Genomic DNA, 17959 nt, shown 5'->3' with positions numbered 1-17959 from the left:
TGCGCTCACAAGATAGGAACAGATCATGACAGACATCGACGGTGTGCTCGGCGGCGATCCCCATCTCACGGAAGTTCCCCGAGTGGTGAATGCCCCCGCCTCCGGCGTGACCCGCGTCGTGAAAGCACCCCTGCCCACCCAGTACGGCGAATTCCGGGCCTACGGATATCTCGACCACGCCACCGGTGACGAACAAGTCGCGCTCGTCCATGGCGACATCAGGGAATCGGGCATGCTCACCCGGCTGCATTCCGAGTGCCTGACCGGTGACGCCTTCGGCTCGACCCACTGCGAATGCGGGCCCCAGCTCTCCACCGCGCTGCGGGAGGTGGTCGCCGAGGGACGCGGCATCGTCGTCTATCTGCGCGGGCACGAGGGACGCGGCATCGGGCTGCTCGGGAAGCTGCGCGCGATGAAGCTCCAGTCCGAGGGGGGACTGGACACGGTGGAGGCGAACCTCGCCCTGGGGCTGCCGGTGGACGCCCGCGACTACCGTGTGGCGGCGGACATCCTGCACGACCTCGGCGTACGGTCCGTGCGCCTGCTCTCCAACAACCCGCGCAAGCACGAGGCGCTGGTGCGGCACGGCATCACGGTGGACGAGCAGGTGTCCCTGCTGATCCCGCCGTGCGAGGACAACATCACGTATCTGCGCACCAAGCGTGAGCGGCTCGACCACTACCTGCCGCACCTGGACGCGGTGGTGCAGTCCTCGTGAACCCCGTGACCGGGCGCGGAGGGGTGGCCGGTGTCCGAGCCGGCACCGGCCGCCGCGCCCGCCGCGCTAGGCGCGGGGCGTGCGGCCCGACGGTCCGCTGAGGCCCTCGGTCATGGCCTCACGCACCAGGCGTCGCACCTCCGGGTAGACGGTGTGCGCTCCGGTGGGCCTGAGCTGGGTGAGGAACTGCACCGTCAGATCGCTGCCGGGGTCCACCCAGAACGTCGTACTGGCCACCCCGCTCCAGCCGTACGAGCCCCGGGCCGAGGGCGACGGGTGGACCTCGGGGTCCGTGACCACGGACACGCCGAACCCGAAGCCGAGGCCCGCCTTGCCCGGCACCTGGTGGGCCGGGGCGCCGCAGGCGCGCAGATCGGCGCCGCCCGGAAGCTGGTTGGAGGTCATCGCGGTGACCGCGGCCTCGCTCAGCAGCCGGGTGCCGTCCAGTTCGCCCCGGCGGCGCAGGAACTCCATGAACCGGTGGTAGTCGTGGGCGCCGGCCACCATGCCGCCGCTGCCGGACAGGAAGCGCGGCCTGCCGCGCAGGGGCGGACCGGGCACCGGGGTGATGCCGCCGTCCCCGCTCTCGCCGTACAGCTCGGCCAGGCGCGGCGCCTGGTCCTCACGGACCCACAGGCCCGCGTCCCGCATCCCGAGCGGGGCGAAGACGCGTTCGGCCAGGACGGCGTCCAGGCCCCGGCCCGTGGCCACCTCCAGCAGGCGGCCCAGGACGTTCGTGGCCACCGAGTAGTTCCAGCGCGTACCCGGTTCGAACTGGAGCGGCAGCCGGGCGTAGGCCGCGCAGGTCTCGGCGAGGGTGCTGCCGGGCAGCACCGACGACGCGATGCCCGCCTGCCGGTACCGGGCGTCGACGGGGTGCGCGTGGTAGAAGCCGTAGGTCAGGCCCGCCGTGTGCGTGAGCAGATGGCGGACGAGGAGCTGCCGCCCGGCGGGCCGGGTCCGCAGCCCGGGCCCCGTCCCCTCGACGTAGACCTGGGGGTCGGCGAAATCGGGCAGGAAGTCCGCGACGGGCGTGTCGAGGCCGAAGCGGCCCTCCTCCATCAGGATCAGCGCGGCGACCGAGGTGACCGGCTTGGTCATCGAGTACATCCGCCACAGCGTGTCGGCCTCGACCGGCAGCCGCCGCGCCACGTCCCGGTGGCCGTAGGCGGTGAGATGGGCGACCCTGCCGTGCCGGGAGACGGCGACCAGGAAGCCGGGCAGCCGGCCCGCGTCCACCTGGCGGGCGAAGTGGCCGTCGAGCCGGGCGAGTGCCCCGGGATCCAGGCCCACCTCGTCCGGCTCCGCCTGCTGCCGCAGCGGCTCGGGTGCCGTCATCGCTTCCCTCATCCGGCCTGGGGCCCGAGGTGCGCGTCCAGCGCGGCGCGCAGCACGGGCGTGATGTCCTCGGCGCCGGTGGCGAGCCCGAGGCTGCCCCAGTTCCACAACTGGGCGACGCCGTACAGGTTCGCGAACAGGGATCCCGCGAGGACGCGCGCGTCGGCGTCGGGCCTGACGCGGCCCACCAGCTCCGTCACCCGCGCGAACAGGGGAAGGCTCGCCTCGCGCAGGCCGAGGTGGCCGCTCTCCAGAAGGTCGTGCCGGAACATCAGCTCGTGCATGCCGCTGTGGGTGAGCGCGAACTCCACGTAGACCTCGGCCAGGGCGGTCAGCTGCTCCCGGTCGCCGGCCGTGCCGTCGCCGGCCGCCTTCGACGCGCGCGCCGACAGCTCGCGGAACCCCTCGCGCGCGATCGCGGAGAGCAGCTCCAGATGGGTGGGGAAGTAGCGGCGCGGCGCACCGTGCGAGACCCCGGCGCGCCGGGCGATCTCCCGCAGGGTCAGCGCCTGGGCCCCCTCGGCGGCAAGCAGCTCCACGCCCGTGTCGACCAGTCGCCGCCGCAGGCCCGGTTCCGTCTCGGGTGCACTCATGGACGCTGTCTACCAGGCGTCGCTGACAGTGTCTACCGCCCACCCGGGCCCGGCCGCCCGGAATGCGTGGAATGAACGTAGGTGTTCACGGGTTGTGGGGGGTATGACTGAGGACGCCACGCAGAACGCACTGCTCGCCTTGCTGTCCGCCGGCCACGGCGGGGTACTGGTCACCCTCAAGCGGGACGGCCGGCCCCAGCTGTCCAACGTCGGCCACGCCTACGACCCGGACGAGCGGGTCATCCGCGTCTCGCTCACGGACGACCGCGCCAAGACCCGCAACCTGCGGCGGGACCCCCGGGCCTCCTACCACGTGACCACCGACGACCGGTGGGCGTACACGGTCGCCGAGGGGCTCGCCGAGCTGACATCCGTCACCGAGGACCCGTACGACGAGACCGCCGAGGAACTCGTCCGCCTCTACCGCGACATCGCGGGGGAGCATCCCGACTGGGACGACTATCGTCGGGCCATGGTCCGAGAACGCCGCCTGCTGCTGCGGCTGCGGGTGGAACGGGCCTACGGCGTGCCCAGGCCCACCAGGAAGGGCTAGGTCGGAGTCGGACACCGAAGGAATCACTCGCCGCCGTTCGTGGTTGATCCGCTCGCAAGAAGGAAGATGATCACTGTGAACGAACCAACCGCCACTGAAGGCACCGCGCCCGAAGACGCCGCCACCGAAGCAACCGCCGCCGAGGCGACACCGGCGGCGGGCGCCCCGGACGAGCCCCCGGCGTCCCCCTCCCGCACGGGTGCCGCCACCTCCCCGCCCACCGACTGGGACAACGTCCTGCGTGATCCCCGCGACCGCCGGCTGCCCCGTATCGCGGGCCCGTCCGGACTGGTCATCTTCGGGGTGACCGGCGACCTGTCCCGCAAGAAGCTGATGCCCGCCGTCTACGACCTCGCCAACCGCGGTCTGCTGCCACCGGGCTTCTCGCTCGTCGGCTTCGCCCGGCGCGACTGGGCCGACCAGGACTTCGCGGAGGTGGTGCACGAGGCGGTCAAGGAGCACGCCCGTACGCCGTTCCGCGAGGAGGTCTGGCAGCAGCTCGCCGAGGGCATGCGGTTCATCCCGGGCACGTTCGACGACGACGACGCGTTCCGGCAACTGCGCGAGGCCGTCGACGAGTTGAGCGAGTCGCGGGGCACCAGCGGCAACTACGCGTTCTATCTCTCCGTGCCGCCGAAGTTCTTCCCCCAGGTCGTCCAGCAGCTCAAGAGGCACGGGCTGGCCAACGGGCCCGAGGGCGCCTGGCGTCGCGCGGTCATCGAAAAGCCGTTCGGCCGCGACCTGGCGAGCGCACGCGAGCTGAACTCGATCGTGCACGACGTGTTCGCGCCCGACCAGGTGTTCCGCATCGACCACTACCTGGGCAAGGAGACCGTCCAGAACATCCTGGCGCTGCGGTTCGCCAACCAGCTCTACGAGCCCATCTGGAACCGGTCCTACGTCGACCACATCCAGATCACCATGGCCGAGGACATCGGTATCGGCGGCCGGGCGGGCTACTACGACGGCATCGGCGCCGCCCGCGACGTCATCCAGAACCACCTGCTCCAACTCCTCGCGCTCACGGCGATGGAGGAGCCCATCGCCTTCGACGCCGAGGAACTGGTCACCGAGAAGCTGAAGATCCTCAAGTCGATCAAGTCGCCGGCCGATCCGGGCGCGTACACCGTGGCCGGGCAGTACGCGGGCGGCTGGCAGGGCGGCGAGAAGGTGCGGGGCTATCTGGAGGAGGACGGCATCGATCCGGGCTCCACCACGGACACCTACGCGGCCGTCAAGCTGGAGATCGACAACCGCCGCTGGGCGGGCGTCCCCTTCTACCTGCGCACCGGCAAGCGGCTGGGACGCCGGGTGACCGAGATCGCGGTGGTCTTCAAGCGCGCCCCGCACTCCCCGTTCGGCTCCACCGCGACCGAGGAGCTCGGGGAGAACGCGATCGTCATCCGGGTGCAGCCCGACGAGGGGATGACCGTGCGCTTCGGGTCCAAGGTGCCGGGCACCTCGATGGAGATCCGGGACGTCAGTATGGACTTCGCCTACGGCGAGTCGTTCACCGAGTCCAGCCCCGAGGCCTACGAACGGCTGATCCTCGACGTACTGCTGGGCGACGCCAACCTGTTCCCCCGTACCGAGGAGGTGGAGGAGTCCTGGCGGATCCTCGACCCGATCGAGCAGTACTGGGCCACCCACGGCAAGCCCGCGCAGTACCCGGCGGGCACCTGGGGCCCCGACGAAGCCGACGAGATGCTCGCACGAGACGGACGGAGCTGGCGCAGGCCATGAAGATCGATCTGACCGACACCACCGCAAGCAAGATCAACAAGGCGTTGGTGCAGGGCCGCCGCGCCATCGGCACTCCCGCTGTGGGCATGGTCCTGACCATGGTCATCGTCACCGACGAGGAGAACGCCTACGACTCGCTCAAGGCGGCCGAGGACGCCTCGCGCGAGCACCCCTCGCGCACGCTCGTCGTCATCAAGCGGCAGGCCCGCACCCCCCGCGACCGCACCGGCTCCCGCCTGGACGCCGAGGTCCGGGTCGGAGCCGACGCGGGCACCGGCGAGACGGTCGTCCTGCGGACCTACGGCGAGGTGTCCGACCACGCCGACTCGGTGGTCCTGCCGCTGCTGCTGCCGGACGCGCCCGTCGTCGTGTGGTGGCCCGTCGACGCGCCGGCCAACCCCTCCAAGGACCCGCTGGGCGCCCTCGCGCAGCGCCGGATCACCGACCTGTACGCCGTCGAGGACCCCCTGGTCGCGCTGGACAACCGCGTCGCCACCTACGCGCCGGGCGACACCGACCTGGCCTGGACCCGGCTGACCCCCTGGCGTTCGCTGCTCGCCGCCGCCCTCGACCAGGCTCGTTCGAAGGTGGTCTCGGCGGCCGTCGAGAGCGAGGCCGACAACCCGGCGGCCGAACTGCTGGCCCGCTGGCTCCAGGCCCGTCTGGGGGTGCCCGTCGACCGGGTCGTCACCGACGGACCGGTGGTCACGGCCGTCCGCCTCGGCACGGACAAGGGCGAGATCCTCATCGACCGCCCCGAAGGGCCGCTCGCCACCCTCACCCTGCCGGGCCAGCCCCCGCGCAGCATGGCCCTGAAGGTGCGTGCCACCTCCGAGCTGATCGCCGAGGAACTGCGCCGCCTGGACGCCGACGAGATGTACGCCATCGCCCTGCGCGGTGAGGGAGCCGAGGAGCCCGCCGGCCGTGCCTGACCTTCCTCCCACCCGCACCCCCGCCCCTGTGGCCGCCCGCCACGCGCTCAGGAAGAAGTGAACTGACATGCAGATCGGACTCATCGGACTCGGCAAGATGGGCGGCAACATGCGCGAGCGCATCCGCCGCGCGGGCCACACCGTCGTCGGATACGACCGCAACCCCGAACTCTCCGACGCCAAGGACCTCGCCGACCTGGTCGCGCAGCTCGACGCGCCCCGCGTCGTATGGGTGATGGTCCCGGCCGGCACCGCCACCCAGTCCGTCGTCGATGAGCTGAAGGACCTGCTGTCACCCGGCGACACCGTGGTGGACGGCGGCAACTCGCGCTGGACCGACGACGAGAAGCACGCCGCCGAACTCGGCATCAAGGGCATCGGCTTCGTCGACGCGGGCGTCTCCGGCGGCGTGTGGGGCCTGCAGAACGGCTACGCCCTCATGGTCGGCGGCGACAAGGAGCACGTCGAGCGGCTCCAGCCGATCTTCGAGGCCCTCAAGCCGGAGGGACCCTACGGCTACGTCCACGCCGGACGGGTCGGCTCCGGGCACTTCTCCAAGATGGTCCACAACGGCATCGAGTACGCCATGATGCAGGCCTACGCCGAGGGCTGGGAGCTGCTGGAGAAGGTCAAGTCGGTCGAGAACGTCCGCGAGGTCTTCCGCTCCTGGCAGGAGGGCACGGTCATCCGCTCCTGGCTGCTCGACCTCGCGGTCAACGCCCTCGACGAGGACGAGCACCTGGACAAGCTGCGCGGCTTCGCGGAGGACTCCGGCGAGGGCCGCTGGACGGTGGAGGCGGCCATCGACAACGCCGTGCCGCTGCCCGCCATCACCGCGTCGCTCTTCGCCCGCTTCAGCTCACGGCAGGACGACTCGCCGCAGATGAAGATGATCGCCGCGCTGCGCAACCAGTTCGGCGGCCACGCCGTCGAGACCACGGAGTAGACACCGTGGGCGATCTTCTCCTGGTCCGTCACGGCGAGACCGAATGGAGCGTGTCGGGGCAGCACACCAGCTTCACCGACATACCGCTCACCCAGCGGGGCGAGGAACAGGCCAAGTCGCTCGCCCCCCTGCTCGCCGGGCGCACCTTCGCTCTCAGCCTCGTGAGCCCCCTGCACCGGGCCGTGCGCACCGCGGAACTCGCCGGGGTCCTCGCCGATGCCGAACCCCGACTCCACGAGTGGGACTACGGCGGCTACGAGGGCATCACCACCGCCGAGATCCACCGCACCCGGCCCGAGTGGAGCCTGTGGACCGACGGGGTGCCGCCGGGCCCGCCCGGACACCCCGGCGAGTCACCGCAGGACGCGGGGGCGCGCGCCGACCAGGTCCTGGACCGCGTCGCCCCCGCGCTCGCCGAGGGCGACGTGCTCCTCGTGGCCCACGGCCACTTCCTGCGCGTCCTCACCGCCCGCCATCTGGGCCTCACCGCCACCGACGGGCGGCTGTTCCAGCTCGGCACCGCCACGGTGAGCCGTCTGTCGACGGAACACGGCCGGCCGGTGATCGCCGAGTGGAACGCGACGGGGCCCACCGGCGCCGCCCCCTGACCCCACGCCCCGCCACCGGCGCAGACCGCGCCGGTGGCGGCCGGTTCCGGACCGTTGGGCCACCTGCCATCCTCCCCTGAGCACCCCCGTTCGCGCCCGAGGCACCGCCGGATGGGCACGGCTCCGCCTCGCGTTGCGCTCGGACACTGCCGGACGGGCTTGGCTCCGCCCACGTTCCGCACGGGGCGGCGTCGGCTCACGTGGCCGTCAGCGATCCTGGGCCAGGGCGTGCAACTCGCCCACCAGACTCCTCGCCCCGCGAACCGGCGCTCGGGAAAGTGGCCGGAAGTGCACGGCGCCCCGACGATCGACCGGATGGCCGAAGGCCGAACAGTCAGGTCGGCGGCTAGCATCGTTGCTTCGCGCCGTGATGCCGACGGCGGTGACTTCGTCGCGCGCGGTGCCGCGTCCGCCCGGGAGGTGCGCAGTGATCCGGACGCCGTGGGCCTTCGCGCGGGGCACCGTCCAGCGCGAGGGGGCGCGCGGCGAGCAGTGGCTCGCCGACCTGCCCGCCGTCGTCGCGCGGATGATGGAGCGCTGGCACTGCGTCCCGGACGGCGAGGTCATGCACGGAGGTGTCGCGCTCGTCGTCCCCGTGCTGCGTCCGGCGACCGGGCCCGCCGTCCTGAAGGTGTCCTTCCCGCACCCCGGCAACCGGCACGAGCCGGACGCGCTCGCCGCGTGGGACGGGCACGGAGCCGTCCGCCTGCTCGAACGGGACGACGCCGAGTTCGCGATGCTCCTGGAGCGGACCGATCCGACCACCCTGGCCCAGGTCACCTCGACGGACGAGGTGGCCGCGGTCGCCGGGCGCGTGAGCCGCCGCCTGGCCGTCCCCGCGCCTCCCGGTCTGCCCCGCCTGCGCGCGCAGGCGGACGCCTGGCAGGAGCAACTGAGGCGGGACAGCGCCGAGTTCCCCCACGTGCTGCCGCACACGGTGGTGGCCCGCGCGATGGCGTCCGTGCGCGAGCTGGCGCACGGCCAGCCCGACGTCCTCATCCACGGCGACATGAACGCCCGCAACATCCTGAAGGCCACCCGGGAGCCATGGCTGGCGGCCGACCCGAAGGGCTGGGCCGGAGACCCCGCCTACGACTGCGGCACCCTGGTCAAGTCCCGCTCCGTGGCGCTCCTCGGGCAGGGCGACCTGCGCACCTCCCTCCACCGCCTCATCGACGTCTTCACCGAAGCCGCCGGACTCGACCGCCGGCGCGCCCGGCACTGGGCGCAACTCCAGGCCGTCCAGGCCGCCTTCTCGGGGCGCCGCCGAGGATTCCGCCGCGCCCGCGAGGGGGAGGAGCTGCGGCGCCTGGTCTCGCTGGCCGACGAACTGGCCACTCTCCTCACCACCCCCGCCTGACCGGCGGCCCTCACCACCGCCTGACCGGCGGCGGGACCGCGCGCCACCGGGCTCCGTGCACCGGGCGGCCGTCCCCGGCTGCCGTGCCCCGCCCTCGCCCGCGCCCCGTGCGGCCGTCGTGGTGAGAGCCCGGCGCGCAGGGTGCGCTCCCGTCGCATGCCGGGGCCGGGGCGCACGGTGTGCGCCCCGCCGTCCGGGTGGCGCGGACGGCATCCCGCCTGGCCGGAACCCCACCGTCCTAACCTGACGGTATGTCGCGTCGCCCGCCCCGCCGCCCCGTGCGCGCACTCACCCTGGCCCTCTCGGTGGTCTGGGCGAGGCTGCGCCACGCACCCCTGCGCACGGTCCTGTCCGCCCTGCGCCCGCCGTCCGCCCGGGCGCAGGAGTTACCGGACGCCGGGGACCTCCCCTCGGGCCGGCCGTCCGCCGTCCGGGTGCCACCGCCCGGACGCCCCCTCCGGCCGGTGCCCGGCCGGGTGCTGCACCTGGTGCCGGAGGGACTCCCGCACCGCCACACCGAGCCCGCCCTGCGCACCCAGGCACTCGCCCGCGCCCAGTCGGCCGCCGGACTCGACCCGCACGTGGTGACCCGGATCGGCTTCCCGGTGGCCCAGGGAGTGCTCGACGCGCGGCCCCTGGACCTGTTGGAGGGCGTACCCCACCACCGGCTGCTGCCGCGCCGGTTGCCGCACGGCTCCGGTCGGGTCCTCGCGCGCAACGCGGAACTCGCCGGGCGTCTCGTGGAACGCCTGCGCCCCTCCGTGCTGCACGCGGCCGGCGGCCAGGGCGAGGGCCGCGTGGCGCTCGCCCTGCGCGAGGCGTACGGGCTGCCCGTGGTGCACGAGGTGCGCGACTTCCCGGAGGAGAGCTGGCTGGCGCGGGCGCCCGGACGCTCCCGGAGCGACGAGACGTACGGGGCGCTGCGGGAGTGGGAGACCCACTGCATGCGTCAGGCCGACGCGGTCCTGACGCTGGGCGAGGCGATGAAGGCCGAGATCGTCTCCCGCGGAGTGCCGCCGCAGCGGGTGCGCGTCGCCCCGCACGCCGTCGACCCGCTCTTCCTCATCCCGCCACCCGACGGCGGAGCCCTGCGCCTCGGGCTCGGCATCGACCCCGAGGACTACGTCGTCGGAGCGATCGGCGCCCTCACCCGCGCCGCGGGCACCCGCACCCTGCTGGAGGCCGTGGCCGAACTGCGCCGACGCGGTGTGCCCGTACGGCTGTTGCTGGTGGGCGACGGTCCCGAGCGCAGGGCGCTGGCGGCCGCGGGCCGGCAACTCGGCCTGGCGGACGGGGTCGTCCTGTTCACCGGCGCGGTGCCGCCCGGCCGGGTACGGGCGTACCACGGGGTGCTGGACGTGCTCGCGCTGCCGCGCACCGGCGACCGAGTCTGCCATCTGGTGCCCCCGCGGGAACCGGTGGAGGCGATGGCGAGCGGTCTGCCCGTGCTGGCGAGCGATCTCACGGCCGTGCGGGAACTGGTCGAGCACCGGGTGAGCGGCCTGCTGGTCCCGCCGCAGGCGCCCACGGCCTGGGCGGATGCCCTCGAAGGGCTCTTCCACAGCCCGGAGCGGCGCCGGGCCTGGGGTGCGGCGGGCCGGGCGTCCGTGGCCCGCGACCGTACGTGGACCCGGGTCGCCGCGACGACCCGGGCCGCGTACCACGCGCTCGGCTGCCTGTGAGACGCGCCCGCTCGGCCGCCCCGAGGCACCCGGTCAGTGGCCGAAGTCGAACCAGTTGACGTTCACGAAGTCGGCGGGCTGTCCGCTGCTGAACGTCAGATAGACGTCGTGCGTCCCGGTCACCGCGCCGACGTTGGCCGGAATCGTCCGCCAGCTCTGCCAGCCGCCGGTGCCGCCCACCGCGAAGCTGCCGATCGGCGCGTCGGCACGGCTGTCCAGGCGCACCTCCACCAGCCCGCTGACCCCGGGTGCCGCACCGCTCGCCACCCGGGCGTGGAACTGGGTGGCGGGCGTGGAGCCGAAGTCCACGCCCTTGTACAGGGCCCAGTCGCCGTTCGCGAGCCATCCGAGGTCCTGGCCGCCGCCGCTGTCGGTCGTCGTCTCGGTGCCGGTCCCCGACTGGCTGTCGTAGGCCTCGGCCTGGATGGCGCCGTAGGCGTCGCGGCCGCCCGGGGGCGGGGGAGTGGTGCCGCCCGAACCGTCCGAGGACTCAAGGACCTGCACGTAGTCGACCACCATCGGGTGGCCGGGCTCCGTGGCACCGGTGGGGCCGCCGCCGAACGCCCCGGGGAAGCCGCCGCCCATCGCCACGTTCAGGATGACGAAGAAGCCGTGCCGGGTGGCGTTCGCCCAGGTCGTCGCATCCACCTGGTTCGCCGTGACCGTCTGGTAGGTGGTGCCGTCGACGGAGAAGCGGATCGCCTCCGGGCTCGTCGAGCGGTCCCACTCCATGGTGTAGGTGTGGAAGCCGGCCTGGCAGGTGGTGCCGGGGCACGCGGTGGAGTTGCCGAGGCCCGTGGTCTCGTTGCACGGGCCGCCCGGGTTGGTGCCGCAGTGCATGGTCGCCCAGGTCTTGTCGAAGCCCTGGACGTTCTCCATGATGTCCAACTCGCCGACACCGGGCCAGTTCTGGTAGTTGCCTCGGAAGGGGGCGCCCAGCATCCAGAAGGCCGGCCAGTATCCGGCGGCCGCCTCACCGGTGACGTCGGGCATCCGCAGGCGCGCCTGAACCCGCAGCCTGCCGCCCGCCGGGGCCTGGAAGTCGGTGCGGGTGGTCTCGATACGGCCCGAGGTCCAGTGGCCCGAGGCGTCGCGGCGCGGGGTGATGAGCAGATCGCCGCCGCCGTCGAGGGCGACGTTCGCGGTGCTGGAGGTCATCGTCTCGACCTCACCGGTACCCCAGCCGGCGGCACCCCCCGGGTAGGAGGTTCCGGTGTCGTACTGCCAGGAGGAGGTGCTGACTCCTGAACCGGCCGCGCCGTCGAAGTCGTCCAGGAAGACCTGGGTCCAGCCGGAGGGTGCCGGGGGAGCGGACGCGTTCGCGGACGGGACGGCGGCCAGGGCGGCCGCCACGGCGAGAACCGCGGTGCCGAGCACGGCTGCGAGCCCGCGACGTGGGGACGAGCGCCGTGCGGGTGTGCGGGAGGTGTGCGACATGGGCTTCCTCTTCGCGTACGGGGTGGGGGTGCGGTGCGAGGGTGAGCCGGGAGCGGAAGGCCGCTCCGTGCGGTGTGAGAGCGCTCCCACGCCGCGCGGCCAATGTGCTCTCCGCCGCGTGGGACGTCAAGAGGCGAAGCCGTGAAACTCCTTGCGTCACACGGGCGTTAAGGGCGTGAAGGCTGCGTTCCCCGCACGGCGGCGGCGCGTCGCGCGTGTCGCGGGCGCCCGGTCCGTGCCGCGTGCGCTCCCCAGGGCCTCGGGCGCCGAACCTCCGAATCCGAGGGGCGTTTCGGGCGGTTCCTGGGAAGACATACGCCAGATGGGGCCGGAACCTGCATTGCCCCGGCGCCCTGTGGTCGGGTCAGAGTAAAGACCGACAGAGTGGGGACGGGCGTCCCCCAGGCCCCCTCGAACGCCGGAGGTAGTCGTGAGTCAAGCCCGCGTGCCGCACACTGTGGCCGTCGTCGGAGCCGGTGCGGCCGGAGCGATGACCGCGATCCAGCTCTGCGAGACGGCCGCCCGCCGTCGTGTCCCCCTCGATCTGGTGCTCGTGGACCCGGCCCCGGAAGCCGGACGCGGCACCGCCTACGCCACCCCCGACCCCCGGCACCGGCTCAACGTGCCCGCGGGCGGCATGAGCTGCTACCCCGACGACCCGGGCCATCTCACCCGCTGGCTGTGCCGGCACGGCGAAAGCGGCGTCACCGCGGCGGACTTCGTCCCGCGTCACCGCTTCGGCGCGTACGTCGCCGACACCCTGGGTCAGGCCATCGTCCGCGCCCACGGCGTGGTGCGGGTGCGCCGGGTGCGGGCCCGGGCCGTGGGCTGCGCGGACGGGAGCGGCGGCCGACTGGAGATCCGACTCGACGACGGCGAACTCCTGGACACCGACAGCGTTGTCATCGCCACCGGGCCGGCGGCGGGCAACGCGGCGTGGGCTCCCACCGCCCTGCGGGAGTCGGCGCGGTTCATCGCCTCGCCCTGGACACCGGGCGCGCTGGACGGGCCGCTCGCCGACCCTTCCGACGTCCTGCTCGTCGGCACCGGTCTGACCGCCGTCGACCTGGTGCTGAGCCTGGACCGTCCCGGGCGCACCCTCCACGCCCTGTCGCGCGGCGGCCTGCTGCCGCAGCCCCACGCGCTGACCCCGGCCGGTGCGATGGCCCCGCCCGAGGGGCTGCACGGGGCGTCCCTCGAACGGCTGCGCCGCGCCGTGTACCGCCATGTCGGGCGGGCGGTGCGCCTGCACGGCGACTGGCGCCCCGCCCTCGACAGCCTGCGGCCCCTGACGGCCGAGCTCTGGCAAGGGCTGACAGCCGACGAGCGAGCCGAGTTCCTGGCACGGGACGGGGCGCTGTGGAACACGCACCGCCACCGGATGTCGCCCTCCACCGGTGAGGCGCTCGCCCGCGCGCGGACCGCACGGCGGCTGCGGACGCACTCCGGCCGTGTCGTCGCGGCACACCCCGAACCGGACGGCACGGTGACCGTGGCCCTCGCCGACGGCCGGTCCCTGCGCGTGGGATGGGTCATCGACTGCACGGGCCCGGGACCCCGGCCGGACGACCCCCTGTGGTGTTCGCTGCTCGACTCCGGAGCCGCCGTCCCCGGCCCCCTGGGCATGGGCGTCGCCACCCGCGACGGACGGCTCGTGGACGCGCAGGGCCTGTGCGGACGGCCGCTGTTCACGCTCGGCGCCCCCCGCCGGGGCGAGTTGTGGGAGACCACCGCCGTACCGGAGATCCGGGTGCAGGCCGCCGCGCTGGCCCGGGACCTGCTCGCCCCGCTCACTCCCGTCGCGCGCCGCTCCCGCCGCCGCCCCCTGGACGGCCACGGACTCCCGCTGTCCACGTACGCGGAGGCCGCCGCCGCCCACCGCTCGGGGATCGACCGCGTCCTCAAGGTCAGAGCCGGCGCCGAGGACGCCTTCCGCCGGGCCGTCACCCTCGACCCGGGCTTCGCCCTCGGCCACGCCTCCCTCGCGCTGCTCGGCCATGAGTGCGGCGCCGACATCGACGTACCCCGGGCCCTGGCCGACGCGCAGCGCAGCGCGCGGGAGCGGGCCGACGAGCGGGAACGCTCCTTCGTGGACGTGGTCACCCGCCGCGTCCACGGCACCGACACCGACGGTTCGGCACTGCTGCGGCACCTCGACAGCCACCCCGGCGACGCGCTCGCGCTCGCCGCCGCCGTCCCGACCATCGCCTTCTCCGGTGTCGCCGACCTGGACGACGACTACGCCCTGCCGCTGGTGGAGCGCGCCTCGCCCGCCTACGACGGCCACTGGTTCCACACCTCCCTGCTCGCCTTCCTGCGCCAGGGCCAGGGCCGCTACCACGAGGCGGGAGAGCTCGCCCACCGCGCCCTGGCCGCCGAACCCGCCTCCGGGCACGCCGTGCACGCGCTCGCCCATGTCCACTACGAGTCCGGCGCCCACGAGGCGGGCCGCGACTGGCTCGACCGATGGGTGTCCGGGCAGGGGCGCGGAGCCGTCCACCGGGCGCACTTCTCCTGGCACATCGCGTTGCACGAACTGGCCCTCGACGACCCGGCCGCCGTCCGCAGGCGCTGGCTCGCGCAGCTCGCGCCGGGCCGTGTCCAGGGGGTGCGGGCGCTGGTCGACTCGGGGTCGCTGCTGTGGCGGGCCAGGCTGAGCGACAGCTGGCACGGCGACATGCCCGCGGAGGACGTCCTCGACTGCGTCGCCCGGGAGGTCGTCGAACGCCCGGCGACCGCGTTCACGGCGCTGCACGCGGCCGTGGCCCTGGCCGCGGTGGGCGACGTGGCCGCGCTGCGCAGGCTGCGGGATCACGCGGCGGGCGCGGACGAGGTGCAGCGCGAGGTCATCGTGCCGCTGTGCGAGGCGTTCGGCGCGCTGGTCGAGGAGCGCTTCCAGGAGGCCGCGCGCGGCCTCGACGCCGTGCTGCCCGTCCTGCGCAAGGTCGGTGGCAGCGCGGCCCAGCGCGAGGTGGTCGAGGAGACCCTGCTGTACGCGCTGGTGGCGGGGGGCCGTTGCGACGCGGCGCGGCGCCTGCTGGACATCCGCCTGGACCGCAAACCGGCCCCCAGGGACCGGCGGCTGATGGCGGCGCTGCCCACCCCGTGACCGGGTGCGTCGGCCGCCGCCGGCCGCGGCGACGCCCCCACCGGTCACGGCCGTGCCTCCTGGCCGGGAAGGGCCCCGGCCAGGAGCGCGGGTTACTGCAGGCGGTAGGAGTACACCGTCGTCGCGACGACGCACACGCCGGGCTGGACCACCTGGGCGCGCAGGATCCCGCGCGCCGCGTCGTAGTCCACACCCTCCGCCTCGAACGTGCCCTTGCACACGCTGCGCTGGGGCAGCGCGAACAGGTCGGTCACCTGGCCGGTGACCGGTCCGCCGTCCAGCTTGTGCGGCAGGTCCACCTGGAGCAGCGGCCGGTCGTCGGGGAACAGCTGGCGCGAGCCGTCGTCCGAGACGCACACCAGCCGGGTGTCGTTCACGAAGTCGCAGGCCTGGATGTCGCGCACCGGCTTGTCCAGGGTGATCTGCCCGGCCTGCGGCAGGGACCCGCCCGTGCGCGGGGTGGAGGCGTTGAGCAGGGGAGCGGGGAAGACCTGGAGCCGGTTCTGGTCGCCCCACTCGCCCGACACCAGCCACTGGGCGTCCGGCGAGACGGTGGCGAACGAGTTGTTGAGCTTCTCGCCGGAGTCGAGCGGGTGGACGTAGTCGTACCGCCTGCCCTCAGGCGTGGTCACCTCGAACATCTTCGACGTCGCGGAGTCCGGCCCCTGGTAGGCGTCGAAGGTGTAGCCCTGGGCGATGTCCGGGTCGCCCACGTGGTTCCAGCCCTTGACGCGCAGGTCCAGCGGGATGGAGCCGAGCCCCCGGTACAGCAGCGAGCCGTCGGCCCGGCTCGCCAGGCCCTCGCCTCCGCCCAGGCTGCCGGTGTACGTGGTGCCGGTCTCCTGCCAGGTCGGCGCGGCGGCCACCGACGAGACGGCCGCGCTCAGGGTGAACGCGGCCGACAGGGCGGCCACGGCGAACAGTTGACGCTTCTTCATCATGAACCTGCCATGTTGGGGGATGGGAAGGGCATCGAACCACGGATCGCCCGCACGGTCACCGCAGTCGCACCCGAGGCGCGCACACCTGTGCGCCGGGCGGCGCCGACGGCTCCGCCCGCGCCGTGCGGACCCGCAGCGTCAGCCAGGTCTCACCACCGTGCTCGGGCAGGGCGAACGGCAGCGGCACGGCCGCCGACTCACCCGGCGCGAGCCGGGGAAGCTCCGCCGGGGCGGCCCGCTCCCCGCCGTCCGCGCACCGCAGCTCCCACCGGGCGGTGAGCCCGTCGAAGCCGTACAGACGCCGGTGGTTGGCGATGACGACGCCCTCGTGCCGGAAGCACCTCATGCGCACCGGCGGGCCGTCCGCGCCGTCGCCGTACGACCCCGGCACCGCGCCCGCGTGTTCGACCGGCTTCACGTCCGTCACGGCTGGAGGATGCCGCGGCCCCGAAACCCCCGGATGAAGCCCTCGTGAAGGAGCGGGGCGCGGCCGATGGCGGTCCGGTGCCCGCCCTTCGCCCGCCCGCGCCCACGGGGGCCTCGCGCCCCGTGAGCCCTGCCGCCGCCGCCCCGCCCGGCGGGTAACGTCACCACCGAGCACGGCACGAAAGGGCGGGGACGTGAACCTGACGATTCTGGGCGGCGGCGGATTCCGCGTGCCGCTCGTGTACGGGGCACTGCTCGGGGACCGGGGCGAGGGCCGGGTCCGCCGGGTGGTCCTGCACGACGTCGACGCCCGGAGGCTGTCCGCCGTCACGCGGGTGCTGGCCGAGCAGGCGGCGGGCGTGCCGGACGCCCCGGTGGTGAGCGCCACCACCGACCTGGACGAGGCCCTGCGCGGCGCCGACTTCGTGTTCTCCGCGATCCGCGTCGGCGGGCTGCGCGGCCGGGCGGAGGACGAGCGGGTGGCGCTGGCCCAGGGCGTCCTCGGCCAGGAGACGGTCGGCGCGGGCGGGGTCGCGTACGGCCTGCGGACCGTTCCGGCGGCCACCGACATCGCCCGACGCGTGGCGCGCCTGGCCCCCGACGCCTGGGTCATCAACTTCACCAACCCGGCGGGCCTGGTCACCGAGGCCATGTCCCGCCACCTCGGCGACCGCGTCATCGGCATCTGCGACTCGCCGGTCGGACTCGGCCGCCGTATCGCCCGGGTGCTGGGGGTGCGCCCGGACCAGGCGTGGATCGACTACGCCGGCCTCAACCACCTCGGCTGGGTCCGCGGCCTGCGGGTCGAGGGCCGCGACGAGTTGCCCCGCCTGCTGGCCGACCCCGCCCTGCTCGGCTCCTTCGAGGAGGGCCGGCTCTTCGGCGCCGACTTCCTGGGCTCGCTCGGCGCGATCCCCAACGAGTACCTGCACTACTACTACTTCAACCGCGAGGCCGTGCACGCCGCTCAGCGGGCGGACCGGACCCGCGGCGCCTTCCTGCTCGACCAGCAGCGCCACTTCTACGAGGAGGTGAGCCGCCCGGGCACGACTGCCCTCGCGACCTGGGACCGTACCCGCGCCGAGCGGGAGGCCACCTACATGGCGGAGAACCGGGAGACGGCCGGTGCCGGTGAGCGGGAGGAGGAGGACCTGTCCGGCGGCTACGAGAAGGTGGCGCTCGCCCTGATGCGGGCCATCGCCCGCGACGAGCGCGCGACCCTGATCCTCAACGTGCGCAACCGCGGCACCCTCTCCGCGCTGGACCGCGAGGCCGTCGTGGAGGTGCCCTGCCTGGTCGACGCGAACGGCGCGCACCCCCTCGCCGTCGATCCGCTGCCCGGCCATGCCGTCGCCCTGGTGAGCGCGGTCAAGGCCGTCGACCGGGATGTGCTGTCCGCCGCCGAGTCGGGATCCCGTGCCCTGGCCGTGCGGGCGTTCGCGCTGCACCCGCTGGTCGACTCGGTCGCCGTGGCGCGCCGGCTCGTCGAGGACTACACCGCCGCGCACCCGCAACTCGCCTATCTGAGGCGCTGAGGGGTGCGTGCGGGGGGCCGCTCGGCCCCCCCGCACCG

Annotated in this window: 15 protein-coding genes; 10 read left to right on the top strand and 5 right to left on the bottom strand. The window is 73.9% G+C overall.

The genetic code is table 11. The features are described 5' to 3' along the window. Positions 1–25: 25 nt before the first annotated feature. Positions 26–718 carry a GTP cyclohydrolase II gene (gene ribA / locus AB0C59_RS17320; protein ID WP_363005281.1) on the top strand — a complete coding sequence of 231 codons (693 nt, stop codon included), beginning with the start codon at positions 26–28 and terminating at the stop codon, positions 716–718. Positions 719–784: 66 nt separating this feature from the next. Here the strand turns inward: ribA and AB0C59_RS17315 are convergent, their stop codons facing one another. Together AB0C59_RS17315 and AB0C59_RS17310 are read right to left on the bottom strand one after the other, a co-directional pair. Next, complete coding sequence (locus AB0C59_RS17315) at positions 785–2056, bottom strand: serine hydrolase domain-containing protein (RefSeq protein ID WP_363005279.1); 1272 nt, start codon at positions 2054–2056, stop codon at positions 785–787. An 8-nt stretch (positions 2057–2064) separates the two neighbouring features. Further along, positions 2065–2649 (bottom strand): TetR/AcrR family transcriptional regulator, encoded by a 585-nt coding sequence (locus AB0C59_RS17310; RefSeq protein ID WP_363005277.1) that lies wholly within the window; start codon positions 2647–2649, stop codon positions 2065–2067. Between the two features lie 103 nt (positions 2650–2752). Here AB0C59_RS17310 and AB0C59_RS17305 point away from each other — a divergent pair, with 103 nt between their 5' ends. From AB0C59_RS17305 to AB0C59_RS17275, 7 genes are all read left to right on the top strand, one after another. Then, complete coding sequence (locus tag AB0C59_RS17305) at positions 2753–3202, top strand: PPOX class F420-dependent oxidoreductase (RefSeq protein ID WP_363005275.1); 450 nt, start codon at positions 2753–2755, stop codon at positions 3200–3202. A 75-nt stretch (positions 3203–3277) separates the two neighbouring features. Beyond that, a complete protein-coding gene (gene zwf, locus AB0C59_RS17300; RefSeq protein ID WP_363005273.1) occupies positions 3278–4945 on the top strand; it encodes a glucose-6-phosphate dehydrogenase in 1668 nt (555 codons plus the stop codon). Beyond that, the gene (opcA, locus tag AB0C59_RS17295) at positions 4942–5877 is read left to right on the top strand and encodes a glucose-6-phosphate dehydrogenase assembly protein OpcA (protein WP_363005271.1); all 936 of its coding nucleotides are present in this window, start codon (positions 4942–4944) and stop codon (positions 5875–5877) included. The genes zwf and opcA overlap by 4 nt, the downstream gene beginning before the upstream one ends. A gap of 67 nt (positions 5878–5944) precedes the next feature. Next, positions 5945–6823 carry a phosphogluconate dehydrogenase (NAD(+)-dependent, decarboxylating) gene (gnd, locus tag AB0C59_RS17290; RefSeq protein ID WP_363005269.1) on the top strand — a complete coding sequence of 293 codons (879 nt, stop codon included), beginning with the start codon at positions 5945–5947 and terminating at the stop codon, positions 6821–6823. Between the two features lie 5 nt (positions 6824–6828). Further along, a complete protein-coding gene (locus tag AB0C59_RS17285; protein ID WP_363005267.1) occupies positions 6829–7431 on the top strand; it encodes a histidine phosphatase family protein in 603 nt (200 codons plus the stop codon). A gap of 427 nt (positions 7432–7858) precedes the next feature. Then, on the top strand, positions 7859–8791 hold the full coding sequence (locus tag AB0C59_RS17280) for an aminoglycoside phosphotransferase family protein (RefSeq protein WP_363005265.1): 933 nt from the start codon (positions 7859–7861) through the stop codon (positions 8789–8791). Positions 8792–9042: 251 nt separating this feature from the next. Beyond that, positions 9043–10473 (top strand): glycosyltransferase family 4 protein, encoded by a 1431-nt coding sequence (locus tag AB0C59_RS17275; RefSeq protein ID WP_363005263.1) that lies wholly within the window; start codon positions 9043–9045, stop codon positions 10471–10473. A gap of 33 nt (positions 10474–10506) precedes the next feature. Here the strand turns inward: AB0C59_RS17275 and AB0C59_RS17270 are convergent, their stop codons facing one another. Then, positions 10507–11910, bottom strand: coding sequence for a glycoside hydrolase family 16 protein (locus tag AB0C59_RS17270; RefSeq protein ID WP_363005261.1), 1404 nt, complete (start codon positions 11908–11910; stop codon positions 10507–10509). A 430-nt stretch (positions 11911–12340) separates the two neighbouring features. Between AB0C59_RS17270 and AB0C59_RS17265 the strand changes: the two genes are divergently transcribed. Next, complete coding sequence (locus AB0C59_RS17265) at positions 12341–15019, top strand: FAD/NAD(P)-binding protein (protein WP_363005259.1); 2679 nt, start codon at positions 12341–12343, stop codon at positions 15017–15019. 92 nt (positions 15020–15111) lie between these two features. On the opposite strand, the gene AB0C59_RS17260 is transcribed toward AB0C59_RS17265, so the two are convergent. Further along, complete coding sequence (locus tag AB0C59_RS17260) at positions 15112–15960, bottom strand: hypothetical protein (protein ID WP_363005257.1); 849 nt, start codon at positions 15958–15960, stop codon at positions 15112–15114. 55 nt (positions 15961–16015) lie between these two features. Further along, positions 16016–16387: a DUF4981 domain-containing protein gene (locus AB0C59_RS17255; protein ID WP_363005255.1), complete on the bottom strand. Its 372-nt coding sequence runs from the start codon at positions 16385–16387 to the stop codon at positions 16016–16018. A 193-nt stretch (positions 16388–16580) separates the two neighbouring features. Here AB0C59_RS17255 and AB0C59_RS17250 point away from each other — a divergent pair, with 193 nt between their 5' ends. After that, positions 16581–17921 (top strand): 6-phospho-beta-glucosidase, encoded by a 1341-nt coding sequence (locus AB0C59_RS17250; RefSeq protein WP_363005253.1) that lies wholly within the window; start codon positions 16581–16583, stop codon positions 17919–17921. Positions 17922–17959 lie beyond the last annotated feature (38 nt).

The organism is Streptomyces sp. NPDC048664 (assembly GCF_040650555.1).
In the GTDB taxonomy this organism is placed as follows: Bacteria; Actinomycetota; Actinomycetes; order Streptomycetales; family Streptomycetaceae; genus Streptomyces.
Note: the sequence above shows the minus strand (reverse complement) of the source record. Positions and strands in the feature narration are given on the sequence as shown.